We start from the raw sequence: 20,086 nt of genomic DNA, 5'->3' as shown, positions 1-20,086 counted from the left end.
CCGGGACGTTCCACGTGAAACAGCGACGGCCGTCACTAGCATGTGCCCCATGATCCTGATCAACGTCAAGTTCCCGGTCCGCCCCGAGAAGGTGGACGAATGGCTGGCACTGGCCGAGTCCTACGCGACCGCGGTCAACGCGGAGGAGGGCTGCGTCTTCTTCGAGTGGTCGCGCGGCCTGACGGACCCGCTCGACTTCGTGACCATCGAGTGCTTCACCGACGCCGACGCCGGCGGTGCACACACGAAGACCCAGCACTTCGCGGACTTCGTCGAGAAGGCCCCCGACCTGGTCGCCCGGCAGCCGCAGATCATCTACGTCGACGACGAGCAGGTGAAGGGCTGGGGCCCGATGGGCGAGATCACGCCCCGCTGACGTGCCCGATCCGGCCCGGGTGGGCTCGGTCCGGCGCGCGCGCCGGGCCGACCTCCCCGCGCTGGTGGCCCTGCTGCGCGACGACCCGCTGGGCGCCGCGCGCGAGTCCACCGATCCCGCGCCGTACGAGGCCGCCTTCGACGCGATCGACGCCGACCCGAACCAGGCGCTCGTCTGCCTGGACGACGCCGACGGCCCGGTGATCGGGACCCTGCAGCTGACCGTGATCCCCGGGCTGTCCCGGGGCGGGCGGTCGCGCGGTCAGATCGAGGCGGTGCGCGTGCGTGCCGACCGGCGGGGCACCGGTGCCGGGCGGCTGCTCGTGGAGTGGGCGGTGGCGGAGTCCCGCCGGCGCGGGTGCGGGCTCGTGCAGCTCACGACCGACCGGTCCCGCGCCGACGCCCACCGCTTCTACGCCGGGCTCGGCTTCGTCGACTCGCACCGGGGCTTCAAGCTCGCCCTCTGACGCTCAGCGCATCCGCCGCAGGCCCAGCCACTGCAGGTCGGCGAACACCGCGACCGCGACCGCCTGGACCAGCACGACCGCGACGCCGAGCCCGGTGAGTGCCTCCCCACCCAGCACGACGGCGAGGACGCTGGCGACGACCCAGCCGGCGTTGCCCAGCACGACCGTCCACGCGGCGGGTCGTGGGATCGACCGGCGCGAGGCGAGCACCAGCAGCCCGGCCGCGAACACGACGAGGAACGCGCCGACACCGACCAGCACCGGGGCGGGCGGGCCGAGCACGTCGACGAGCAGTGGGGCCGCGGCGAGGGAGAGCACCCCGAGCGCACCGGAGGCGGCGGCGTCGATCCGCAGGGCCAGTCGCAGGAAGGCGTCGGAGGTGCGGGCGGGGGAGAGGTCGGTCATGGTGTGCGCTCCTGTCGTCGAGGTCATGACAGGAACTGTCGTGCAGCGAGGTCGTCGGGTCGATGACCTGCGGGGTAACGGACAACGGCCCGCCGCGCACCGATGCGCAGCGGGCCGCCGAGTCCGGCGTGGATCAGCCGATCTGCTGGTTCTGCGTCACGGACTCGCCGGCCGCCGCACCCTGCGCCAACTCGAGCATCATCTTCGCCATGTCGGCCGCAGCGAGTGCGCCGACCTGGTTCTGGCCGAAACCGTCGGGGGTCGGGCCGTTGACCTGCTCGAGCCCACCGCCCATGTTGACGACGCCCTCGGTCGACGGCGCCTCCGGCAGGGCCGGGGCCTCGGGAGCGGCCGGCAGCGCGTCGGTTCCGGGCAGGGCCGGCGCCTCGGGCAGGCCCTCCGAGATCGGCAGCGCAGGGAGCTCGGGCGCGGTCGGCAGCGCGAACGCGTCACCGGCGGGGAGCTCCGGCGCGGCGGTGTTGACGCTCGGTACCTCGATGTTCATGACGCCGGGGATGCTCCAGCCCTCGGCCGACGGCAGGCCGGGGGCGGCCAGGTCTCCAGGAGCGGCCGGGGCCTCGGGAAGGGCGGGCAGCCCGTCGGTCCCCGGCAGCGCCGGGAGCTCCGGGGCGGCGAAGGCGTGGCCGGCGAGGCCCACGCCGAGTGCGGCGATTCCGGCCACGGTGGCTGTGGTGCGCAGGCTGCGCCGAGCAAGGCTGCTCATGCGGGATGTCCCTTCAGACGCGATGGTTGTCAGACCGGATAACGAAACGGTCTGCAACCAGTTGTGCACTTAACGTGTCCGTCATCGTCTTTCACTCGTTATGGTGGGCATCGCGCGAACACCGGCGTGTCGGACATCATCGACACCGTGACAGTGGTGGCGAGGACAGTGGTGGCGAGGCTCGCGGCGGCAGGCGCAGGTGTCGGGATCGGCTCCGCTCTCGGCGGGATCGGCTGGTTCTACTCCGGCGTCCTGCTCGACACCCGCCGACAGATGGTCTACCCGGAGCGCGTCCTCGCGGTCACCGCGACGACGGTGACGCTCGCGGAGTCGCGGCTGACGCGCCAGCCCGGGACGTGGGGGCTGCGGTGGGTCGGCGGGCTGGCGCAGCTGGGGCCGGTCGCCGAGGTCGTCGACGGCACCGTGCTCCGTCCGCTGGTCGGCGGTGACGTGCCCGTCGTCGGCACCGCGGCCGTCCTCGACACCGGCCCGTGGGACGACCCGGCGGCCCGCGGCTTCGCCTACTCCGACGTCGACGTGGACACACCGCTCGGCCCGGCCCCCGCCTGGCTGGTGCCGGGCCCGGCGTCCCCGGCCGACGGCGACACGACCGGCGACACCTGGGTGATCGCCGTGCACGGGCGGGGCGGGACCCGCCGCGAGGCCCTGCGGGTGCTCCCGGCGCTGCACGCGCTCGGCCTGTCGGTGCTCGTCGTGAGCTACCGCAACGACGGTGACGCCCCGGCCAGCCCGGACGGGCGCGACCACCTCGGTGACGCCGAGTGGGAGGACGTCCAGGCCGCGGTGCTGTTCGCCCGGGAGCGCGGGGCGCAGCGGATCGTGTTGTACGGCTGGTCGATGGGCGGCGCGATCACGGGCGCGTTCCTGGACCGGTCCGCGGACGCACCCGACGTCGTCGCGGTCGTCTGGGACGCCCCGCTCGTCGACTGGATGGCCACCCTGCGCCAGCAGGCCCGCAACCGGCGGCTGCCCCCGGGGCTGACCCCGCTCGCCGCCGCGATCACCAGCCGGCGCATCCGGATCGACTTCGGCCGCTTCGACCTCGCCCGCCGTCCGCCGGCCGTCCGCCCGCCGACTCTGCTCTTCCACACCGACGACGACACGTCCGTCCCCGTCACCGCGAGCCGCGCGCTCGCCGCCGCGGCGCCCGGGCTGGGGTGGCCGCTGCGCTACGTGGAGGTCGCCGGACCGGAGCACACGGCGGCCTGGAACGCCGACCCGGCCGCCTACGAGGACACCGTGACGTCCTTCCTCTCCGACGTGCTGGCACGATGGGGTCCGTGACGGAACCAGGCAACGCCAAGAACACCGCGACGCTGCGGACCTCCGAGGGCGACATCGTCGTCACCCTCTTCCCCGACCATGCGCCGAAGACGGTCGCGAACTTCGTCGGGCTCGCCACGGGGGAGGGGAACTACAGCCAGCCCAACGCCAGCGGCGGCGACTCCGGCCCGTTCTACGACGGCTCGGTCTTCCACCGCGTGATCAGCGGCTTCATGCTGCAGGGCGGCGACCCGACCGGCACCGGCCGCGGCGGCCCCGGCTACCAGTTCGGCGACGAGTTCCACCCCGAGCTCCAGTTCGACCGCCCGTACCTGCTGGCCATGGCCAACGCGGGCCCCGGCACCAACGGCTCGCAGTTCTTCATCACCGTGGGCCCCACGCCGCACCTCAACCGCAAGCACACGATCTTCGGTGAGGTCGCCGACGCCGACTCGCGCGCCGTCGTCGACAAGATCGGCGCCACCAGCACGGACCGGTCCGACCGGCCGCTGACCGACGTCGTCATCCAGAAGATCGAGATCTCCTGAGCGACGTGCCGTGACGTACCCCGCCGGCCCACCGACCGGAGCTCCGGCGGTGTGCGTCCGCCATCCCGACCGGCCGACCGGCCTCGCCTGCACCCGTTGCGGGCGTCCGGCGTGCCCGGAGTGTCTCCGGGAGGCGTCGGTGGGGTACCAGTGCGTCGACTGCGTCCACCAGGGTCAGCGGGAGGTGCGCCGCGGCACCACCGTCGCCGGCGCCGACCCCGGGGCACGGCCGTTGGTCGTGCCCACCCTGGTGGTGCTCAACCTGCTCGCCTTCGCGGTCACGGCCGTGCAGGCGGGCAGCATCGCGTCCAACACCCGCTCCGCGCTGTTCGTCGACTGGGCGCTCTCGCCCGGCACGGTCGCCGCCGGGGAGTGGTGGCGGCTGGTCACGTCGGGCTTCCTGCACATCGGCCCGCTGCACATCGCGTTCAACATGTTCGCGCTGTGGGTGATCGGCCGCGACATGGAGACCCTGCTCGGCCGCGGCCGGTTCCTCTCGGTGTACTTCCTGGGGATGCTCGGCGGTGCGGCCGCGGTGATGCTGCTCTACGGGCCCGGCGAGTACGTGGCCGGTGCGTCCGGTGCGGTGTTCGGGCTGATGGGCGGTCTCGCCGTCGCCCTGCTGCGACTGCGCAGGCCGCTCAACCAGGTCATCGGGCTCCTCGTCGTCAACCTGGCTCTGGGGTTCTTCGTCCCCGGCATCTCCTGGCAGGCCCACGTCGGCGGCCTGCTCGCCGGCGCCGCGGCCACCGCGGTGATCGTGTACGCCCCACCAGCCCGGCGCGCTCCGCTGCAGGTCGGCGGTCTGGCCGCGATCACCGTGGTCCTGCTGGTGGTCGTCACCGCGGGCGCGCTGCTAGTGGGGTCGTAGGTCCATCAGCTCGGGGGCGACGTCCTCGGGGTCGGCGCCGAGGTCCAACCGGCCGAACAGCAGCAGCCGCTCGTCGCCGTCGGCGGTGACGGTGTCGACCTCCAGCAGCGAGCTCTCCCGGCCGAACCGGCGCGTCCGCAGCACGCGCACGCCCTGCACGAGCGGCCAGGGATGGTGCCTCGCGCGCAGCAGCCCGCCGACGGTAAGCCCGTCGGCGTCGACGCGCAGGCGCGGTCGGGCGCGCGTGCCGTACAGAGCGGCGACGGCGATACCGAGTGCCGCGCAGCCCGCCAGCAGGCGGCCCGCCGGGTCGGCGCCGGAGGTCGTCAACAGGACGCACCACGCCGTCGCGGCGACCGCGGCGGTCCAGCCCACAATGACCAGCCCGGCCGCCGGACTATACGTCCGAACGGCCGATTCATGATCACTCACGGTAGTCTGTCCACAGTAGTTGTCCACACTGGGGACTACCTACATCCATGTGTTTCCGCTGTTCAGCGCCATCTCATCGTCATCAGAAGCCCGATTACGATGAGTGAGAAGCCGATGAGGAAGTTGAACGGGCCCAGTGCGGCCATCCACGGGATGTAGTCCACAGCCAGGTAGTTGACCACCAGCCAGACCAGCCCGAGCACCATCAGCCCGAGGAAGACGGCGACGTAGATCGGGTTCGTGGGGCCCTTGACCTTGACCGGCGTGGTCGTCCGCTTGTCGCCGGGAGGCGGGGTGTAGACGGCCTTCTTGCGGACCTTGCTCTTCGGCATCTGCAGACCTCGTGAGACGGCGGCTCCGGCGCGCACCGCACCGGACTCTGGTGCCACGGTATCGCGCGCACGACCCCCACCAGCACTCCCGCCGCCCCGCCCCCCGCGAGTCCCCCGTTCACCGCCCGCGAGTCGCTGCCATCGCGCCCGCGAGTCGCTGTTCCCGCGCCCGCGAGTCGCCGCTTCCTTCACCGTCCGGATACCGGGTCGCCGAGGTGATCGGTCCGATCCGCACCTTGCGGCCCCGTGGAGGGCGACGGCGTGCGGCCCGCGGCGATCATGGAGGTTCTCGCGCCGGAGCGCCTCTGCTCAACCCGGGGGCGGCGGTCTCCCGTCCGCCCGGTGACCCATACGCCGTCAGCCACCGGCCGGGACCCGCAGCTCGTTGGTCGGCGGAACCGCGGCTCACGAAGTCGCGACTCACGGGCGCAGAAACAGCGACTCACGGGCGGAGGAACAGCGACTCGCGGGCGGAGGAACAGCGACTCGCGGGCGGAGGAACAGCGACTCGCGGGCGGAGGAACAGCGACTCGCGGGCGGAGGAACAGCGACTCGCGGGCGGAGGAACAGCGACTCGCGGGCGCGGGAGCAGCGACTCGCGGGTGGACGGGAGGACTCACGCGGGGTGGGACGTGCGGAGTGGGTCAGGCTCGGGCGCTGAGGGCGGCCGTCTCCGCTGTGAGGGCCTCCACCAGCGGCTCCGGGGCGGGGTGGCCGGCGGCGGCCATCCAGTTGGCCAGCATCCGGTGGCCGAACTCGGTGAGCACCGACTCCGGGTGGAACTGCACGCCCTCGATCGGCAGCGACCGGTGCCGTACGGCCATGATCACGCCGCTCTCGGTGCGGCCGGTGACCTCCAGCTCGGCGGGCAGGGTGTCGGGGCGGATCGACAGCGAGTGGTACCGCGTGGCGACGAACGGGTCGGGCAGTCCGGCGAGCACCCCGGCCCCCTCGTGGTGCACCAGCGACGTCTTGCCGTGCAGCAGCTCGGGCGCCCGCTCCACGACCCCGCCCCACGCCAGGCCGATGGCCTGGTGACCCAGGCACACGCCCAGCAGCGGCAGCTCGCGGTCGGCGCAGTGCCGGATCGCCTCGACGCTGACGCCCGCCCGCTCCGGCACTCCCGGGCCGGGGCTGACCAGCACACCGTCGACGTCACCGAGCTCGTCGAGGTCGACCTCGTCGTTGCGGCGCACCGTCGTCTCCGCACCGAGCTGGGCGAGGTACTGGACGAGGTTGTAGACGAAGCTGTCGTAATTGTCGATCACCAGCACGCGCATGGGTACCAGTGTGCCCTGGCGCGCGACTCAGTTCCCGCCGAAGAACCCGCCCCCGGCGTCGCCGATCGTGATGACGAGCTCGTCACCGTCCTCGAAGGGCTGCCCCTCCGAGATCGACTGCTCGATCACCCGGCCGTCCTGCGACGAGTCGCTGACGCCGCGCTCGCGTTGGTCGACGTCGCTCAGGCTGATCCCGGCCGCCTGGATCGCGCGCAGGGCGTCGTTGCGGTCGAGGCCGACGAGGTTGGGCACCGTGGCCTGGTTGCCGCGGGAGAGCTGCAGCGTGACGGTGGAACCCGGTGCGGCCTGGGTGCCCGCCGCCGGGTTGGTCCCGAGCACGTCGCCGCTGCTGCCGCCGCCGTCGACCTCGGTCTCGCCGACCTGGAAGCCCGCCGCCTCCAGCGTCTGGGTGGCCTGGTCACGGCTCTGGCCGCTCACCGACGGCACCGCGATGGTGGTGGGGCGCGTGCCGACGACGACGGCCACCGCGCTGCCGCCGGGTGCGTCCGCACCTGCCGCCGGCGTCGAGCGGATGATCTTGTCGATCAGCGCCTCGTCGGCGGTCTCCTCGGGTGTCTGCTCGCCCAGGGTGAGGCCGCGGGCGGCCAGCGCCGTCTGGGCGTCGGCGAGCGACAGCCCGGCCAGCGGCGGTACGGCGGCGACGGCGGGTCCGGACCCGACGAAGAGCGTGACCGCCCGCCGCTCCTCGACCTGGGTGGCCGCGGCGGGGTCGGTGCGCACGACGCGGCCCTGGTCCTCGACCGACGACTCCTCGGGCTGGACGGTCGGGTTGAGGCCCGCGTTGATCAGAGCGGTCCGGGCCGCCTCCTGCTCCTGTCCCACGACGTCGGGCATGGCGAACTGCTCCGGCGCGGCCGGGCCCCCGAAGATCTGGTAGGCCACGAAGCCGATCAGGGCCAGCGCGACGGCCACGGCCGCGGCGATCCCGACGATGCGGCCGGTGTTGCGGCGCGACACCTCGTCGTCGTAGTAGGCCGGGGCCGACGGCGGCATCGTGTGCCGGCCGCCGCCGTTGACCCGCCGCGTCGGGCCGGTCTGGCTGGCGAGCATCGCGGTGCGCTCGTCCTCGCTCATGACGGCGGGTGCCATCGGCGCCTGTCCGCTGCGGACGCGGACGAGGTCCGACCGCATCTCGGCGGCGGACTGGTAGCGGTTGGCCGGGTTCTTCGACAGCGCCTTGAGCGCGACGGAGTCGAGCGCGGCGGGGATCGAGGGGTTCAGCTCCGACGGGTGGCGCGGGTCCTCGCGCACATGCTGGTAGGCGACCGCGACGGGGGTGTCACCGGTGAACGGCGGTTCCCCGGTGAGCAACTCGAAGAGCACGCACCCGGCGGCGTACACGTCGGACCGGGCGTCGACGGCCTCGCCGCGCGCCTGCTCGGGCGAGAGGTACTGCGCGGTGCCGATGACGGCCGCCGTCTGCGTGACGTTCTGGCCCTCGCCGAGCGCGCGGGCGATGCCGAAGTCCATCACCTTCACCGCGCCGGCGTTGTTGATCATGATGTTCGCCGGTTTGACGTCGCGGTGGATGATCTGGTGGCGGTGGCTGAAGTCGAGGGCGGCGCAGACGTCGGCCATCACCTCGATGACCCGCTGCTGGCTCATCGGCCCGGTGGTCTTCACGATGTCGCGCAGCGTCTGTCCGTCGACGTACTCCATGACGATGTAGGGCAGCGGCCCGGACTCGCTCTGCACCTCGCCGGTGTCGTACACGGCGACGATCGCGGGGTGGTTGAGCGCCGCGGCGTTCTGCGCCTCGCGCCGGAAGCGCATCTGGAACTGCGGGTCGCGCGCGAGGTCGGCGCGCAGCACCTTGATGGCGACGTCGCGGCCCAGCCGCGTGTCGAGCCCGTGGTGGACCTCGGACATGCCGCCGTAGCCGAGCGTCTCGCCCAGCTCGTAGCGCTCGGACAACAGTCGGGGGGTGGTCATCGCGCCCTCTGGGAGGTTCGTGTGGACGAGGTCATCATGCCGGGCGCGGTGTGCGTCCGGGGTGTACCGCCGACCATCCGAGCGCCGGTCGGCGGGTTGTGCGGGCTCACCGGACGACTTCGTTGTCGATCACCGGGGTGGACGCCGCCCCCACGGACGCCACGATCCGGACCCCCGCGCCCGTGCCGGGGTCGTCCCCGCCGAGAGCGCGGAGCACGAAGATTCCGAACACCACGGCGGCGACGGTCAACAGGACGAACAGGACGATCAGCAACCCGCGACCCGGCCCGGCGGTGGGCTGGAGCCGCAGCGGTTCCGTCGACGGCGCGGGCCGGCGGGCGGGTGTGTAGGGCTGGTCGCCGATGTAGACGTCGCTCTCGCCGTCGTCGTGTCGCTGCTCCTCGACGCGGTACGGGTCGGGCCCGGCGTACCGCTCGGGTGCGTACCGCTCGTCGGGCTCGAACGCGGGTGGCGGCGCGGCGGCGGTGCGGCGGGTGTGCGGCTCCACGGCGGCGGACCCGCCGTGCGGTGTGAACCCGGACGGCACCGGCATCGCCTCGCCCCGGCGGACGGCGGCCACGGCCTCGGCGAACTCCCCGCCGGTGGCGTAGCGCTGCGTCGGGTCCTTGACCAGCACCGACTCGATCAGCTCGCGCGCCTTCAGCGGGATCGTGTCCGGCAGCGGCGGCGGCTCGTCGCGCACCTGCATCATCGCGACGGCCACGGCGCTGTCGGCGCGGAACGGCCGGTGCCCGGCGAGGCACTCGTAGCCGACGATCCCGAGCGAGTACACGTCGCCCGCCGGCCCGGCCTCGGCGCCGCTGGCCTGCTCGGGGGCGATGTAGTGGGCGGTGCCCATCACCATGCCCGAGCGCGTGACCGGCACGGCGTCGGCGGCCTTCGCGATCCCGAAGTCGGTGATCTTGATGAGGCCGTCGGTGCGGACGAGGATGTTGCCCGGCTTGACGTCACGGTGCACGAAACCGCGCTCGTGCGCGGCCTGCAGCGCGCGGGCCGTCTCCTCGATGATCCGCAGCGTCTCGGCGGTGTCGATCGGGCCGCGGGCGATGACGGCGGACAGCGGTTCGCCGCGCACCAGCTCCATCACCAGGTACGCGGTGCGCCGCCCGCTGTCGGACGGGTCGTCCTCGCCGTAGTCGTGCACCGCGGCGATGCCGGTGTGGTCCAGCGACGCGACCGTGCGCGCCTCGATCCGGAACCGGTGCAGGAACTCCTCGTCGTCGGAGAGCTCCGGTCGCAGCACCTTGACCGCCACGCTGCGCCCGAGCCTCGTGTCGGAGGCCTCCCACACCTCGCCCATCCCGCCGACGGCGATGCGCCGGTCGAGCTGGTACCGGTCGGCGATGAGCACGCCGGCCGCGAACGCCCTCACCGGCGCCGGCCCGTCACTGGCATGCCCGTCGCCGGTACGCCCGTCACTGGGATCCCCGCAGTGCCGCGCCGATCACCGCGCGGCCGATCGGGGCCGCGACGGCGCCACCGGTGGCGGCGAGGTTGTTGCGGTCGCCGCCGGACTCCACCAGCACGGCGACGGCGACCTGCGGGTTCTCGGCGGGGGCGAACGCGACGTACCAGACGTGTGGTGGCGTCGACTTGGGGTCGGCGCCGTGCTCGGCGGTGCCGGTCTTGGCCGCGATCTGGACGCCGCGGATCTTGCCGGCGCCCGTGTAGCTGTTCTCGTTGTTGACCATCAGGTCGGTGAGCGTCTGTGCGACGCCGGGGCTGACGGACTGGCCGAGCTGGTCGGGCTCGGTGGTGTCGAGGGTCTCCAGGTCCTGGCCCTGGATCTCCGAGATCAGGTACGGGGCCATCAGGCGCCCGTCGTTGGCGATGGCGGCGACGACCATCGCGTTTTGCAGCGGGGTGAGCGCGACGTCGCGCTGCCCGATGCTCGTCTGCTGCAGCGCCGCGGTGCTCTCGATGTCGCCGATCGTGGACGGGACGACGCCCATCGGGATCGCGATGTCCTCGGTGCCGATCCCGAACGCCTCGGCCTGGTCGCGGATGGCCTGTTCGCCCAGCTGCTGGGCGAGCTCGGCGAACGCGGTGTTGCACGAGCGCTGCAGCGCCTCGCGCAGGGACGCGGTCGCCGCGGTGCCGCAGGCGTTGCCGTTGAAGTTCTGCAGCGGCGTCGCGGTGTCGGCGAGGGTGATGCTCGACGCCGCGGTGAGCTGGCTGTCGGGGGTGTAGCGGCCGCTCTCCAGCGCCGCGGCGACGTCGATCAGCTTGAACGTCGACCCGGGAGGGTAGATCTCCTGGATCGCGCGGTTGGTGAGCACCGGCGGGTCGGCCGCGGTGTACTCCGCCCACGCGTCCTGCTGGGTCTGGGCACTCTGCGACGCCAGCGGGTTCGGGTCGTAGGACGGCGTCGACGCCATCGCCAGGATCGCCCCCGTGGCCGGCTGCAGCGCCACGACCGCGCCGGTGTAGCCGGCGTCGGACAGTGCGTCGTAGGCCGCCTGCTGCACCGCCGGGTCGATCGTGGTGACGACGTTGCCACCGCTCGGGTCGCGACCGGTGATCAGGTCGGAGAGGCGGCGCGTGAACAGGCGGTCGTCGCTGCCGTTGAGCACGTCGTTGGCCGCGCGCTCCAGCCCGCCCGCGCTGTAGACGAGCGAGTAGTACCCGGTGACGGAGGCGAACGCCGAGCCGTCGGGGTACTCGCGCTGGTAGGGGTACTGCCCCTCGGTCTCGACGCTGCGGGCCAGCACCTGCCCCTCCGCGCTGATCTGCCCGCGCTGGCGCGAGTACTCGGCGAGCAGGACGCGCTGGTTGCGCTGGTCGGTGCGGTAGTCGCCGGCCTTGACCACCTGGATGTAGGTCAGGTTGGCCATGAGCAGCAGGATCATCGCCATCACGGCGATGGCGATGCGGCGGACGGGAGTGTTCACGAGGGACGCTCCACCAGCTCGGTGCCGGCCTCCGCGATCGGCGGCAGCGGCGTGGCCGGGCGGCGCGGCAGGGGCGCGCGGGCGGCGTTGGAGATCCGCAGCAGCAGAGCGACGAGGGCGTAGTTGGCGACGAGCGAGCTGCCACCGTAGGACAGGAACGGCAGCGTCAGGCCCGTCAACGGGATCAGCTTGGACGCCCCGCCCGCGACGATGAACACCTGCAGCGCGAGCGTGAAGGCGAGCCCGGTGGCCAGCAGCTTGCCGAAGCTGTCGCGCACGGCGAGCGCGCTGCGCAGCCCGCGGGTGATCAGCACCAGGTAGATCACCATGATCGCGGCGAGCCCGATCAGACCCAGCTCCTCGCCGAGCGAGGACAGCATGAAGTCGCTCTCGGCGAAGGGCACCAGCTCCGGGCGGCCCGCGCCCAACCCCGTGCCGCCGAGCCCACCGGTACCCAGCCCGAACAGCGCCTGCCCGATCTGGAAGCCGGCGCCGTCGAAGTCGGCGAACGGGTCGATCCAGATCTGCACACGGGTGCGGACGTGGCCGAACAGCTGGTAGGCGACGAACCCGCCCGCGGCGAAGAAGGACAGCCCGATGAGCATCCAGGAGACGCGCTCGGTGGCGGTGTAGAGCAGCACCAGGACGATGCCGAAGAACAGCAGCGAGGTGCCGAGGTCGCGCTCGAGCACGAGGACCCCGACCGAGAACGCCCACGCGACGAGCAGCGGCGCGAGATCGCGGGCCCGGGGGAGCTCCATGCCGAGGAAGCGACGACCCGCCGTGGAGAACAGGTCACGTTTCTGCACGAGGAACGCGGCGAAGAAGATGATCAGAAGGATCTTCGCGAACTCGCCGGGCTGGATCGAGAAGATGCCCAGCCGCAGCCAGATCTTCGCGCCGTTGACCTCGGAGATCGACGACGGCAGCACGCCCGGCAGCGCGAGCAGGATCAGCCCGGCGAACCCGGCGGTGTAGGCGTACGCGGCGAGCTTGCGGTGGTCGCGGACGATCCACAGCACGCCGACGAACAGCAGCAGTCCGACGCCGGTCCAGGCGACCTGGCGGGGCCACAGCAGCGTCGGCAGGTCGTTGCCCAGCGCGACCGCGCGGTCGGCCTTGGCCAGGTCGAGCCGGTAGATCATGACCAGGCCGAGCCCGTTGAGCAGGGCCACCGCGGGCAGGATGAGCGGGTCGGCGTACGGCGCGAGCCGGCGCACGGCGATGTGGGCCGCCACCAGCAGCGCCAGGTAGGCCGCGCCGATGAGCAGCAGGTCGACGGTGAGCGTCTGCTCCTGGTTGGCCTCGACGAGGATCAGCGCGCCGGTGACCAGCACCGCCGCGAACGCCAGCAGCACGAGCTCGATCGTGCGGCCGGTCGGCGGACCCGCCTGGTCCCGCGCCTCGCCCACCACCGCCACGTCAGCCCACCGGCCGGCAGTTGATCCCCGGCTCGGGCGGCACGCTCGGCAGCGGAGTGGTGCCGTAGTCGGGGAAGGTCACGTCGGGCAGCGTCGGCACGAGCGCGGTCTCCGGCGCCGGCACGGTGGGCGCCGGGCAGGGCTCGAGCATCTTCGTGCGCAGCCGCTCGACGACGCCCTGGGCGCCCTCGATGCCCGCCGCGTCGATGCCGCCGCGGACCAGGGAGCGGTCGGACTCGGGCAGGTCGTCGAGCGCGATGTCGGTGCGCTCGGCGACGGTGTGCAGCGGCACGCCCAGCACGTCGCCCTGTACGCCCTGGAAGATCGTGACGCGGTCGGTGTCGGCGCCCACGTAGTACTGCTGCAGCACCCATACGCGGGCGAGGAACCCGCCGCCGACGAGCACGACCAGCACCGCCACCGCGGCGACGACGAGCCGCACCCGGGAGCGCGGCGCCGCGGGTGCCTGCGCGGCGGGTGCGACGCGCTGCGGGGCCGGGCGGGTCAGGGTGGCGGCCGACGCCCGGGCGGCCGAGGAGTCGGGCCGGGCGACCTCGTCGTCGCGGCCGTCGCCCGCGGCGCCGCCGACGATCGGGGCGTCCTCGCCGAACTCGATGTCGAGGACGTCGGCGACGATGCAGGTGATGTTGTCGGGCCCGCCGCCGCGCAGTGCCAGGTCGATCATCCGGTCGGCGCACTCGCGGGGGTCGCGGTAGCCGCGCAGCGTGTCGGCCAGAGTCTCGTCGCTCACCACGCCGGACAGGCCGTCGGAGCACAGCAGGTAGCGGTCGCCCGCACGGGCCTCGCGGATCGTCAGCGACGGGTCGATGTCCTGGCCGGTGATGGCGCGCAGCAACAGCGAGCGCTGCGGGTGCGTGTGCGCCTCCTCCTCGGTGATCCGGCCCTCGTCGATCAGCGACTGGACGAACGTGTCGTCCTTGGTGATCTGGGTGAAGGTGCCGGCGCGGAGCTGGTAGGCGCGGGAGTCGCCGATGTGGACCAGGCCCAGGCGCGATCCGGCGAACAGGATGGCGGTGAGCGTGGTGCCCATGCCCTCCAGGTCGGGGGCCTCCTGGACGTGCTGGGTGATCGCGGCGTTGCCCTCGACGGTGGCGTCGCGCAGCTCGCGGAGCAGGTCGTCGCCGGGGTCGTCCTCGTCGAGCGGGGCCAGCGCGGAGATCACCAGGGAGGAGGCGACCTCGCCCGCGGCGTGACCGCCCATGCCGTCGGCGAGTGCCAGCAGCCGGGGACCGGCGTAGACCGCGTCCTGGTTGTTCTGCCGGACGAGCCCGCGGTCGCTACGGGCCGAGTAGCGCAGGACCAGCGTCATCAGGCGGCTCCGGCGGCTCGGTCGGCGGGCCCGGAAGGGAACCGGTTCATGATCGGAGCTCGATCACCGTCTTGCCGATGCGGACAGGGACTCCCAGGGGGACCCGGGTGGGTCCGGTGACCTTAGCCCGGTCGAGGTAGGTCCCGTTCGTCGACCCGAGATCCTCGACGTACCACTCCTCACCCTGCAGGGAGATGCGTGCGTGACGGGTCGAGGCGTAGTCGTCGTCGAGCACCAGGGTGGAGTCGTCGGCCCGGCCGATGAGGATCGGCCGGGAGTCCTCCAACGACACCCGGGTACCCGCCAGCGCGCCCGCCGTGACGAGCAGTTGCCGGGGCATGCGGCCCCGGCTCCCGCCACGGGGTGCCGCACGACCGCCTCCGGGCAGCATCGACCGGAGCCCGGACGCGGCATACAGATCCGACCGCACCACCCGGAGCGCGACCAGCACGAACAGCCAGAGGAGGGCGAGGAAGCCCGCCCTGGTCAGCTGCAGCACCAACTCCGGCACTCGCGGCGAACTCCGTTCTGGGATCTTGAGGAACGACTACTGGGTCCGGAAGACCAGGCTCGAGTGCCCGACCCGGATGACGTCGCCGTCGTTGAGCTGCCACGTCTGCACCGGGTTGCCGTTCACGGTGGTGCCGTTGGTGGAGCCGAGGTCGGTGAGCGTGGCCGACTGACCATCCCAGCTGACCTCCAGATGGCGGCGCGACACGCCGGTGTCCGGAAGGCGGAAAGCCGACTCCTGGCCACGGCCGATCACGTGGCTGCCCTGGGTGAGCTCGTAGTTGCGGCCCGAGCCGTCGTCGAGGCTCAGCGTGGCGGAGTAGCCCTGCTGGCCGTAGCCCTGCTGCTGGCCGTAGCCCTGGTCGTAACCCTGCTGCTGGCCGTAGCCCTGCTGCTGGCCGTAGCCCTGGTCGTAACCCTGCTGCTGGCCGTAGCCCTGCTGCTGGCCGTAGCCCTGGTCGTAGCCCTGCTGGCCGTAACCGGGCTGCTGCTGGCCGTAGCCCTGGTCGTAACCGGGCTGGCCGTAGCCGGGCTGCTGACCGCCCGCGTAGCCCTGCTGCTGGCCGTAGCCCTGGTCGTAGCCCTGCTGGCCGTAACCGGGCTGCTGCTGGCCGTAGCCCTGCTGCCCGTAGGGGTCGGGGGCGGCGCCGCCCTGCTGCTGGCCGTAGCCCTGCTGGCCGTAGCCCTGCTGCCCGTAGGGGTCGGGGGTGCCGGGAGCGCCCGCCTGCTGGCCGTAGCCCTGCGGCTGCTGCTGTCCCTGGTCGTAACCCTGGCCCTGGTCGTACCCCCCCTGGCCCTGGTCGTAGGCGGGCGGGGCGTACGTCTGCTGCCCGTATCCGCCGGGGGCGGGACGGTCGTAGCCGTACTGCCCGTTCTCCTCGGGGTGGCCCGGTTGCTGGCTCATGGGTGCTTCTCCTGCGTCGCGTGCTCGCGTGGCGTCCCGACGGGAAGCGTCGGGGTCCACGGACGAGCGGGTGCGGAACTGTCCCGTGTGCAGCGCATCGGAGCGCTCCAGAAAGACTACGACCTCGCCGTAGGTGTCCCATCCCTGGTCGGCGAGTTGTTCGGTGACGTAACTCGAGAGCGAGTCCACGATCTGCGCGGTGTCACCGGCCATGCGATCGAAATCAGCGGGTCCGAGCAGCACCGTGTAGCGGTTCGGCGCCAGGAGTCGTCCCCCCGCTAGCTGCTCGATGTGGTCCTCGGCTTCCCGGAGCAGCCCCTGCATGACCTCCTGGGGGACGACGCTGCCACCGAAAACCCGCGCAAAGGCGTCGCCCACCATCCCTTGTAGACGGCGCTCGAACCTTCCGACGCGGCCCAACCGATCTTCCTCCGATCACGACGGCGTGTTGCTGACAGCACCGATCGTATCTGTGCTACCCCCCAGCGTGCCGCCCCCCGATGCGGGGGTCTGCGACGGGGGGTCGCCCGACCCGTGCTAGCTTTCCACCTGCCAGGGCGAGTGGCGGAATGGCAGACGCGCACGGTTCAGGTCCGTGTGTCCGAAAGGACGTGAGGGTTCAACTCCCTCCTCGCCCACAACATCGTTTCAGGTCTCCGTCGAGGCCGTACGGTCTCCCGGGATCCTGGTCGAGGCCCTCTTCCGGCCCGTTACGGGACCGAGACCCGTCGCCGAGCACGACCGTGGCGTCGCCGAGCGGTAGCCGATCACCGGCGCACCGCGGGCCGGTCCGGGCGATCGGCCAGCACCAGCAGGTCGGCGGTACCCGCCGGGTCCCGTTCCGCGGCGTAGCGGGCGTGCGCCGGGAGTGTCCAGCGCTCCGCCTCCGGCAGCTTCCTGGCCAGCGCGCCGGGGCCCATCCGCAGGTGCACCGCGAGGTCGAACGGCAGCCCGCGGCCCAGCAGCAGGGCGCCGGCGACGATCACGACCCCGTCCGGCGGGAGCTGGATGTACCCGTCGCGGAACGCGCGGTCGCTCGCCGCGTCCCACAGGCGCGGCAGCACTCGGCCCGTCGAGGCCGCAGGGCCGAGGACCTCGCGACGCAGGGCGGCGTCGTCGAGCCAGCCGTCGAGGAGCTCATCGGGGTCCTCGCGCCCGTGCTCGAAGCGCACCGACGCGGGCCGGAGGTAGTCCGTGGCCACCACGACGGCCGCGGCCCGGCCGCGTGTCCGCAGGTCTCCCGCGACCCGGTCGGCGAGCACCTCCGGGTGTGTCGGGGTCGGGCCGTCGACGGCCAGGCGCACCCGGCCGGGCCGTGCGTCGACGAGCCCGACGACCTCGACGGCGAGCCGGTCGGGGGTCAGCGGGGTGACCAGCACGGGCTACTGCCGGTAGCCCTCGACGGTGCCGGCGTCGCGCTCGGTGGCACCGTCGGGGTCGAGCCCGGCCCGGCGGCGGGCGTCGCGCTGGCGCAGCAGGTCCCACGTGCGGTCGAGCTGCACGCCGAGCTGGTCGAGACGGGCCTTCTCCTCGCCCGAGAGTGCCGAACCGACGTGGGAGCGCTCCAGGCGGTGCTCCTCGGCGACCAGCTCGTCGATGCGGTGGTGCAGTTCGTCGTCGTCCATGGTGTCGATGCTGCCAGGTCGGTGGCTCAGCCCGCTGCGGGCAGCAGTGCGCCGCTCGCGTCGAGCACCTCCAGGTGCGTCACCACCGGCTCGCCCGACGGCCGCGCGCCGCCGAAGGCGCGGTCGACCGCCGGGTGGATCCGCTGGTCGAACGCCCGGCTGCAGTGCTCGCGCGACTCCCACACGTCGATGTAGCGCAGCCCGCCGTCGGGGCGCCGCACGCACAGGTGCAGCAGCTGACCATCGAGCGGCTCGGGGCCGATCTCGTCGAGGATCCGCCGGTAGAGGTCGGTGTCGATCGGCACGTCCTGGGTGTAGGCGTAGACCATGGTCCGCCCCCTCATTTTGATCCGAACTGATTTCGGATGAATACGGGTAAGGTTGACGCCGATGGGCGACGACGTCAAGGGCCGGCGGGGGTACCGGGCTCCGCGGCGTGCGGAGCAGGCGGCGGGTACCCGGCGCGCGGTCCTCGACGCGGCGCGCGAGCTGTTCCTGGCGCACGGGTACGCGGCCACCACCGTCGCGCAGATCGCCGAGCGGGCAGGTGTCAACGTCGACACGCTCTACGCCTCCGTCGGCCGCAAGCCGGAGCTGCTGCGGGAGGTGGTGGAGACCGCGATCTCCGGGTCCGACCGCGCGCTGCCCGCCGAGCAGCGTGACTACGTCCGGCGGATCCGGGAGGCGACGGGCGCGCAGATGAAGATCGAGATCTACGCGGCGGCCGTCGCCGAGATGGGCCCGCGCACCGCCCCGATCTTCACGGCGCTGCGCGACGCCGCGGGCCGCGACCCGCAGTGCGCCCGGTTGCGCACCGAGGTCACCCGGCGCCGGGCCGGCAACATGCTGCTCTTCGCGGCCGACCTGCGTGCCACCGGCGAGCTCCGTGCCGACCTCACCGACGACGAGGTCGCCGACATCGTCTGGAGCACCAACTCCGCCGAGTACTACGTACTGCTCGTACACGAGAGGGGCTGGACACCGGAGCGGTTCGGGGCGCACCTCGCGGACCTGTGGTGCCGGATGCTGCTGGCGCCCGACGGCTGAGCGGTTGGACACTGGGGGCGTGCAACCCGAACGCAGCACCGGCACGTCGATCACGCGCGCGCTGCGGGTCGTCGAGGCCGTCGCCTCGGCGGGTGACGGCGTCACGGCCAAGGCCATCGCCCGGCGTCTGGCCTGCCCGCTGCCCACGGTCTACCGGATGCTGGGCACGCTGGTGCAGGAGGGCTACCTCGTCCGGCTGCAGGAGAGCCGCGGCTACGGGCTCGGCTACCGGATCGCCGAGCTGCACCGCAGCCTCGCCGACCAGGTCCGGCCGGCGTCACCGGTGCGGACGCTGCTGCACGAGCTGCACAGCACCGTCGGCGCAGCGTCGCACCTGGTCGTGTTCCGCGACACCGACGTCGTCGTCGCCGCCGTCGACGACTGCGCCGACCATCCCCGCCCCGACGGCTTCGACGTCGGCGAGCCGACGCCCGCGCACGCCACCGCGGGCGGCAAGGTCCTGCTCGCCCCGCTGCGCCCGGCCCGGGTGAGCGAACTGCTCACGCCGTACGGGATGCCCCGGCTGACCTCGCGCACGCTCGTCGAGCGCCGCGGCCTGGACCGGGAGCTGATGCGGGTGCGGTCGGCGGGTGTCGGGGTCGAGGTGGAGGAGTACCGGCCGGGGATCGCGGGCGTCGCGGCCCCGGTGCCCGGGCCCGGCGGTGCCGTGCGGTCGGCGATCGGGGTCACGGTGTCGCGCGCGGAGTTCGCGGCGCGGCGCTGGGAGCTGGAGGTCGCCGTGCGCGAGGCCGCGGCGCGCGTCGCGCGGGCCGAGACCGACGACGCCCGCGCGACCGGCGGGCACTAGACCAGGGCCGCGAGCCCGTCGAGCTCGTGCAGGGTGGCGTCGGTACCGCCGGGACCCGGGTCGGTGAGCTCGAACAGCACCCGGTCGACCCCCGCGGCGGCGTAGGACGCGAGCGCCTCCGGCTTCGGCGACGCCCCGTAGAGGGTGACCGGCAGCGGGTCGCGCCCGGCGTCGGCGGCGCGCCGGCGCAGTTCGGCGACGCGCTCGCCGAACGCGTCCAGCGCCGACACCGGGACGCGCAGCGGGATCCAGCCGTCGCCGTGGGACAGGACGCGGTCGAGCACCGTCGGCCCGCCACCGCCGATGAGCACCGGTGGCACGCGCGTCGGCTTGGGCCAGGACCAGATCGGGGAGAAGTCGACGAACCGGCCGTGGTACTCGGCCTCGTCCTCGGTCCAGATCACCCGCATCGCCTCGACGTGCTCCAGCATCCGGGCCGTCCGCCTCCCGGGGTCGACGCCGTGGTGCGCCATCTCCTCGACGTTCCAGCCCGGCCCGATCCCCAGCTCGAAGCGCCCGCCGGCGATCCGGTCGAGGCTCGCGACCGTCTTGGCCAGCACGATCGGGTCGTGCTGGGCGATCAGTGAGACGGCGGTGCCGAGCCCGATCCGCTCGGTCGTGGCGGCGACCGCCGCGAGCGCGACGAACGGGTCGTAGGTGTGGGAGTAGCGGGTCGGCAGCTCGGAGCCGCCCGGCCACGGCGACTCGCGGCTGGTCGGGATGTGGGTGTGCTCGGTGAGGAACAGAGCGCCGAGCCCGCGCTCCTCGACGGCCCGGCCCAGCTCGACGGGGGCGATGCCGTAGTCGGTCAGGAAGGTCACGACGCCGATGTCCATGAGCTGATCATGCAACCGATGC

Annotated in this window: 23 protein-coding genes and 1 tRNA gene; 8 read left to right on the top strand and 16 right to left on the bottom strand. The window is 73.0% G+C overall.

The annotated features are described in order from the left end of the window. Positions 1-49: 49 nt before the first annotated feature. The gene (locus tag I4I81_RS23770; protein ID WP_218601781.1) at positions 50-376 is read left to right on the top strand and encodes a putative quinol monooxygenase; all 327 of its coding nucleotides are present in this window, start codon (positions 50-52) and stop codon (positions 374-376) included. Position 377: 1 nt separating this feature from the next. Further along, the gene (locus tag I4I81_RS23765; RefSeq protein WP_226363535.1) at positions 378-842 is read left to right on the top strand and encodes a GNAT family N-acetyltransferase; all 465 of its coding nucleotides are present in this window, start codon (positions 378-380) and stop codon (positions 840-842) included. Positions 843-845: 3 nt separating this feature from the next. Here I4I81_RS23765 and I4I81_RS23760 read toward each other — a convergent pair whose 3' ends face one another. Continuing rightward, on the bottom strand, positions 846-1,247 hold the full coding sequence (locus tag I4I81_RS23760; protein ID WP_226363534.1) for a hypothetical protein: 402 nt from the start codon (positions 1,245-1,247) through the stop codon (positions 846-848). A gap of 133 nt (positions 1,248-1,380) precedes the next feature. Then, a complete protein-coding gene (locus tag I4I81_RS23755) occupies positions 1,381-1,971 on the bottom strand; it encodes a hypothetical protein (RefSeq protein WP_218601779.1) in 591 nt (196 codons plus the stop codon). 156 nt (positions 1,972-2,127) lie between these two features. On the opposite strand from I4I81_RS23755, the gene I4I81_RS23750 reads away from it, so the two are divergent. The 3 genes from I4I81_RS23750 (at position 2,128) to I4I81_RS23740 (ending at position 4,674) form a co-directional block, all read left to right on the top strand. After that, positions 2,128-3,276: an alpha/beta hydrolase family protein gene (locus I4I81_RS23750; RefSeq protein ID WP_226363533.1), complete on the top strand. Its 1,149-nt coding sequence runs from the start codon at positions 2,128-2,130 to the stop codon at positions 3,274-3,276. Beyond that, a complete protein-coding gene (locus tag I4I81_RS23745) occupies positions 3,264-3,803 on the top strand; it encodes a peptidylprolyl isomerase (RefSeq protein WP_218601778.1) in 540 nt (179 codons plus the stop codon). Before I4I81_RS23750 ends, I4I81_RS23745 begins: the two co-directional genes overlap by 13 nt. Positions 3,804-3,942: 139 nt before the next feature. Next, positions 3,943-4,674: a rhomboid family intramembrane serine protease gene (locus I4I81_RS23740; protein ID WP_226363532.1), complete on the top strand. Its 732-nt coding sequence runs from the start codon at positions 3,943-3,945 to the stop codon at positions 4,672-4,674. Here I4I81_RS23740 and I4I81_RS23735 read toward each other — a convergent pair. The 10 genes from I4I81_RS23735 to I4I81_RS23690 all read right to left on the bottom strand — a co-directional run bounded on the left by I4I81_RS23735 (position 4,660) and on the right by I4I81_RS23690 (position 16,168). Further along, positions 4,660-5,106 carry a PH domain-containing protein gene (locus I4I81_RS23735; RefSeq protein WP_226363531.1) on the bottom strand — a complete coding sequence of 149 codons (447 nt, stop codon included), beginning with the start codon at positions 5,104-5,106 and terminating at the stop codon, positions 4,660-4,662. The genes I4I81_RS23740 and I4I81_RS23735 overlap by 15 nt on opposite strands. A 62-nt stretch (positions 5,107-5,168) precedes the next feature. Continuing rightward, the gene (gene crgA, locus I4I81_RS23730) at positions 5,169-5,438 is read right to left on the bottom strand and encodes a cell division protein CrgA (protein WP_218601800.1); all 270 of its coding nucleotides are present in this window, start codon (positions 5,436-5,438) and stop codon (positions 5,169-5,171) included. A 644-nt stretch (positions 5,439-6,082) separates the two neighbouring features. Beyond that, complete coding sequence (locus tag I4I81_RS23725; protein WP_218602437.1) at positions 6,083-6,718, bottom strand: aminodeoxychorismate/anthranilate synthase component II; 636 nt, start codon at positions 6,716-6,718, stop codon at positions 6,083-6,085. Positions 6,719-6,745: 27 nt separating this feature from the next. Continuing rightward, the gene (gene pknB, locus I4I81_RS23720; RefSeq protein ID WP_218602436.1) at positions 6,746-8,671 is read right to left on the bottom strand and encodes a Stk1 family PASTA domain-containing Ser/Thr kinase; all 1,926 of its coding nucleotides are present in this window, start codon (positions 8,669-8,671) and stop codon (positions 6,746-6,748) included. A gap of 106 nt (positions 8,672-8,777) precedes the next feature. Then, positions 8,778-10,064, bottom strand: coding sequence for a serine/threonine-protein kinase (locus I4I81_RS23715; RefSeq protein ID WP_226363530.1), 1,287 nt, complete (start codon positions 10,062-10,064; stop codon positions 8,778-8,780). A 43-nt stretch (positions 10,065-10,107) separates the two neighbouring features. After that, the gene (locus I4I81_RS23710; RefSeq protein WP_218602435.1) at positions 10,108-11,583 is read right to left on the bottom strand and encodes a peptidoglycan D,D-transpeptidase FtsI family protein; all 1,476 of its coding nucleotides are present in this window, start codon (positions 11,581-11,583) and stop codon (positions 10,108-10,110) included. Continuing rightward, positions 11,580-12,995 (bottom strand): FtsW/RodA/SpoVE family cell cycle protein, encoded by a 1,416-nt coding sequence (locus tag I4I81_RS23705; RefSeq protein ID WP_275967480.1) that lies wholly within the window; start codon positions 12,993-12,995, stop codon positions 11,580-11,582. Before I4I81_RS23705 ends, I4I81_RS23710 begins: the two co-directional genes overlap by 4 nt. Positions 12,996-13,005: 10 nt before the next feature. Continuing rightward, positions 13,006-14,334, bottom strand: coding sequence for a PP2C family protein-serine/threonine phosphatase (locus I4I81_RS23700; protein ID WP_218602433.1), 1,329 nt, complete (start codon positions 14,332-14,334; stop codon positions 13,006-13,008). Between the two features lie 46 nt (positions 14,335-14,380). Then, the gene (locus I4I81_RS23695; RefSeq protein ID WP_218602432.1) at positions 14,381-14,845 is read right to left on the bottom strand and encodes an FHA domain-containing protein FhaB/FipA; all 465 of its coding nucleotides are present in this window, start codon (positions 14,843-14,845) and stop codon (positions 14,381-14,383) included. A 36-nt stretch (positions 14,846-14,881) separates the two neighbouring features. Continuing rightward, positions 14,882-16,168, bottom strand: coding sequence for an FHA domain-containing protein (locus tag I4I81_RS23690; protein ID WP_218602431.1), 1,287 nt, complete (start codon positions 16,166-16,168; stop codon positions 14,882-14,884). Between the two features lie 135 nt (positions 16,169-16,303). Here I4I81_RS23690 and I4I81_RS23685 point away from each other — a divergent pair. Next, positions 16,304-16,386: transfer RNA gene (locus tag I4I81_RS23685), tRNA-Leu, on the top strand. A gap of 129 nt (positions 16,387-16,515) precedes the next feature. Here I4I81_RS23685 and I4I81_RS23680 read toward each other — a convergent pair. The 3 genes from I4I81_RS23680 to I4I81_RS23670 are packed head-to-tail and all read right to left on the bottom strand — an operon-like array spanning position 16,516 to position 17,717. Continuing rightward, a complete protein-coding gene (locus I4I81_RS23680) occupies positions 16,516-17,127 on the bottom strand; it encodes a nucleoside/nucleotide kinase family protein (protein WP_218602430.1) in 612 nt (203 codons plus the stop codon). 3 nt (positions 17,128-17,130) lie between these two features. Continuing rightward, the gene (locus tag I4I81_RS23675; protein WP_218602429.1) at positions 17,131-17,373 is read right to left on the bottom strand and encodes a DUF2630 family protein; all 243 of its coding nucleotides are present in this window, start codon (positions 17,371-17,373) and stop codon (positions 17,131-17,133) included. 26 nt (positions 17,374-17,399) lie between these two features. Next, entirely contained in the window at positions 17,400-17,717 is a 318-nt protein-coding gene (locus tag I4I81_RS23670; RefSeq protein ID WP_218602428.1) for a hypothetical protein, read from the bottom strand. A 46-nt stretch (positions 17,718-17,763) separates the two neighbouring features. On the opposite strand from I4I81_RS23670, the gene I4I81_RS23665 reads away from it, so the two are divergent. Further along, positions 17,764-18,420: a TetR/AcrR family transcriptional regulator gene (locus I4I81_RS23665; protein ID WP_218602427.1), complete on the top strand. Its 657-nt coding sequence runs from the start codon at positions 17,764-17,766 to the stop codon at positions 18,418-18,420. Between the two features lie 19 nt (positions 18,421-18,439). Continuing rightward, positions 18,440-19,228 (top strand): IclR family transcriptional regulator, encoded by a 789-nt coding sequence (locus I4I81_RS23660; protein ID WP_218602426.1) that lies wholly within the window; start codon positions 18,440-18,442, stop codon positions 19,226-19,228. Here the strand turns inward: I4I81_RS23660 and I4I81_RS23655 are convergent. Further along, the gene (locus I4I81_RS23655; protein WP_218602425.1) at positions 19,225-20,064 is read right to left on the bottom strand and encodes an LLM class F420-dependent oxidoreductase; all 840 of its coding nucleotides are present in this window, start codon (positions 20,062-20,064) and stop codon (positions 19,225-19,227) included. The two genes, I4I81_RS23660 and I4I81_RS23655, sit on opposite strands and share 4 nt — an antisense overlap. Positions 20,065-20,086 lie beyond the last annotated feature (22 nt).

Source organism: Pseudonocardia abyssalis, from assembly GCF_019263705.2.
Lineage (GTDB): Bacteria > Actinomycetota > Actinomycetes > Mycobacteriales > Pseudonocardiaceae > Pseudonocardia > Pseudonocardia abyssalis.
The sequence above is the reverse complement of the archived record's forward strand: the minus strand, read 5'-3'. Positions and strand labels throughout refer to the sequence as shown.

Excerpts from the sequence above, each read along its gene's own strand:
- I4I81_RS23770 (WP_218601781.1), top strand. The coding sequence starts at position 50 with ATGATCCTGATCAACGTCAAGTTCCCGGTCCGCCCCGAGAAGGTGGAC.
- I4I81_RS23760 (WP_226363534.1), bottom strand. The coding sequence starts at position 1,247 with ATGACCGACCTCTCCCCCGCCCGCACCTCCGACGCCTTCCTGCGACTG.
- I4I81_RS23755 (WP_218601779.1), bottom strand. The coding sequence starts at position 1,971 with ATGAGCAGCCTTGCTCGGCGCAGCCTGCGCACCACAGCCACCGTGGCC.
- I4I81_RS23745 (WP_218601778.1), top strand. The coding sequence starts at position 3,264 with ATGGGGTCCGTGACGGAACCAGGCAACGCCAAGAACACCGCGACGCTG.
- crgA (WP_218601800.1), bottom strand. The coding sequence starts at position 5,438 with ATGCCGAAGAGCAAGGTCCGCAAGAAGGCCGTCTACACCCCGCCTCCC.
- I4I81_RS23725 (WP_218602437.1), bottom strand. The coding sequence starts at position 6,718 with ATGCGCGTGCTGGTGATCGACAATTACGACAGCTTCGTCTACAACCTC.
- pknB (WP_218602436.1), bottom strand. The coding sequence starts at position 8,671 with ATGACCACCCCCCGACTGTTGTCCGAGCGCTACGAGCTGGGCGAGACG.
- I4I81_RS23700 (WP_218602433.1), bottom strand. The coding sequence starts at position 14,334 with ATGACGCTGGTCCTGCGCTACTCGGCCCGTAGCGACCGCGGGCTCGTC.
- I4I81_RS23675 (WP_218602429.1), bottom strand. The coding sequence starts at position 17,373 with ATGGACGACGACGAACTGCACCACCGCATCGACGAGCTGGTCGCCGAG.
- I4I81_RS23670 (WP_218602428.1), bottom strand. The coding sequence starts at position 17,717 with ATGAGGGGGCGGACCATGGTCTACGCCTACACCCAGGACGTGCCGATC.
- I4I81_RS23665 (WP_218602427.1), top strand. The coding sequence starts at position 17,764 with ATGGGCGACGACGTCAAGGGCCGGCGGGGGTACCGGGCTCCGCGGCGT.
- I4I81_RS23655 (WP_218602425.1), bottom strand. The coding sequence starts at position 20,064 with ATGGACATCGGCGTCGTGACCTTCCTGACCGACTACGGCATCGCCCCC.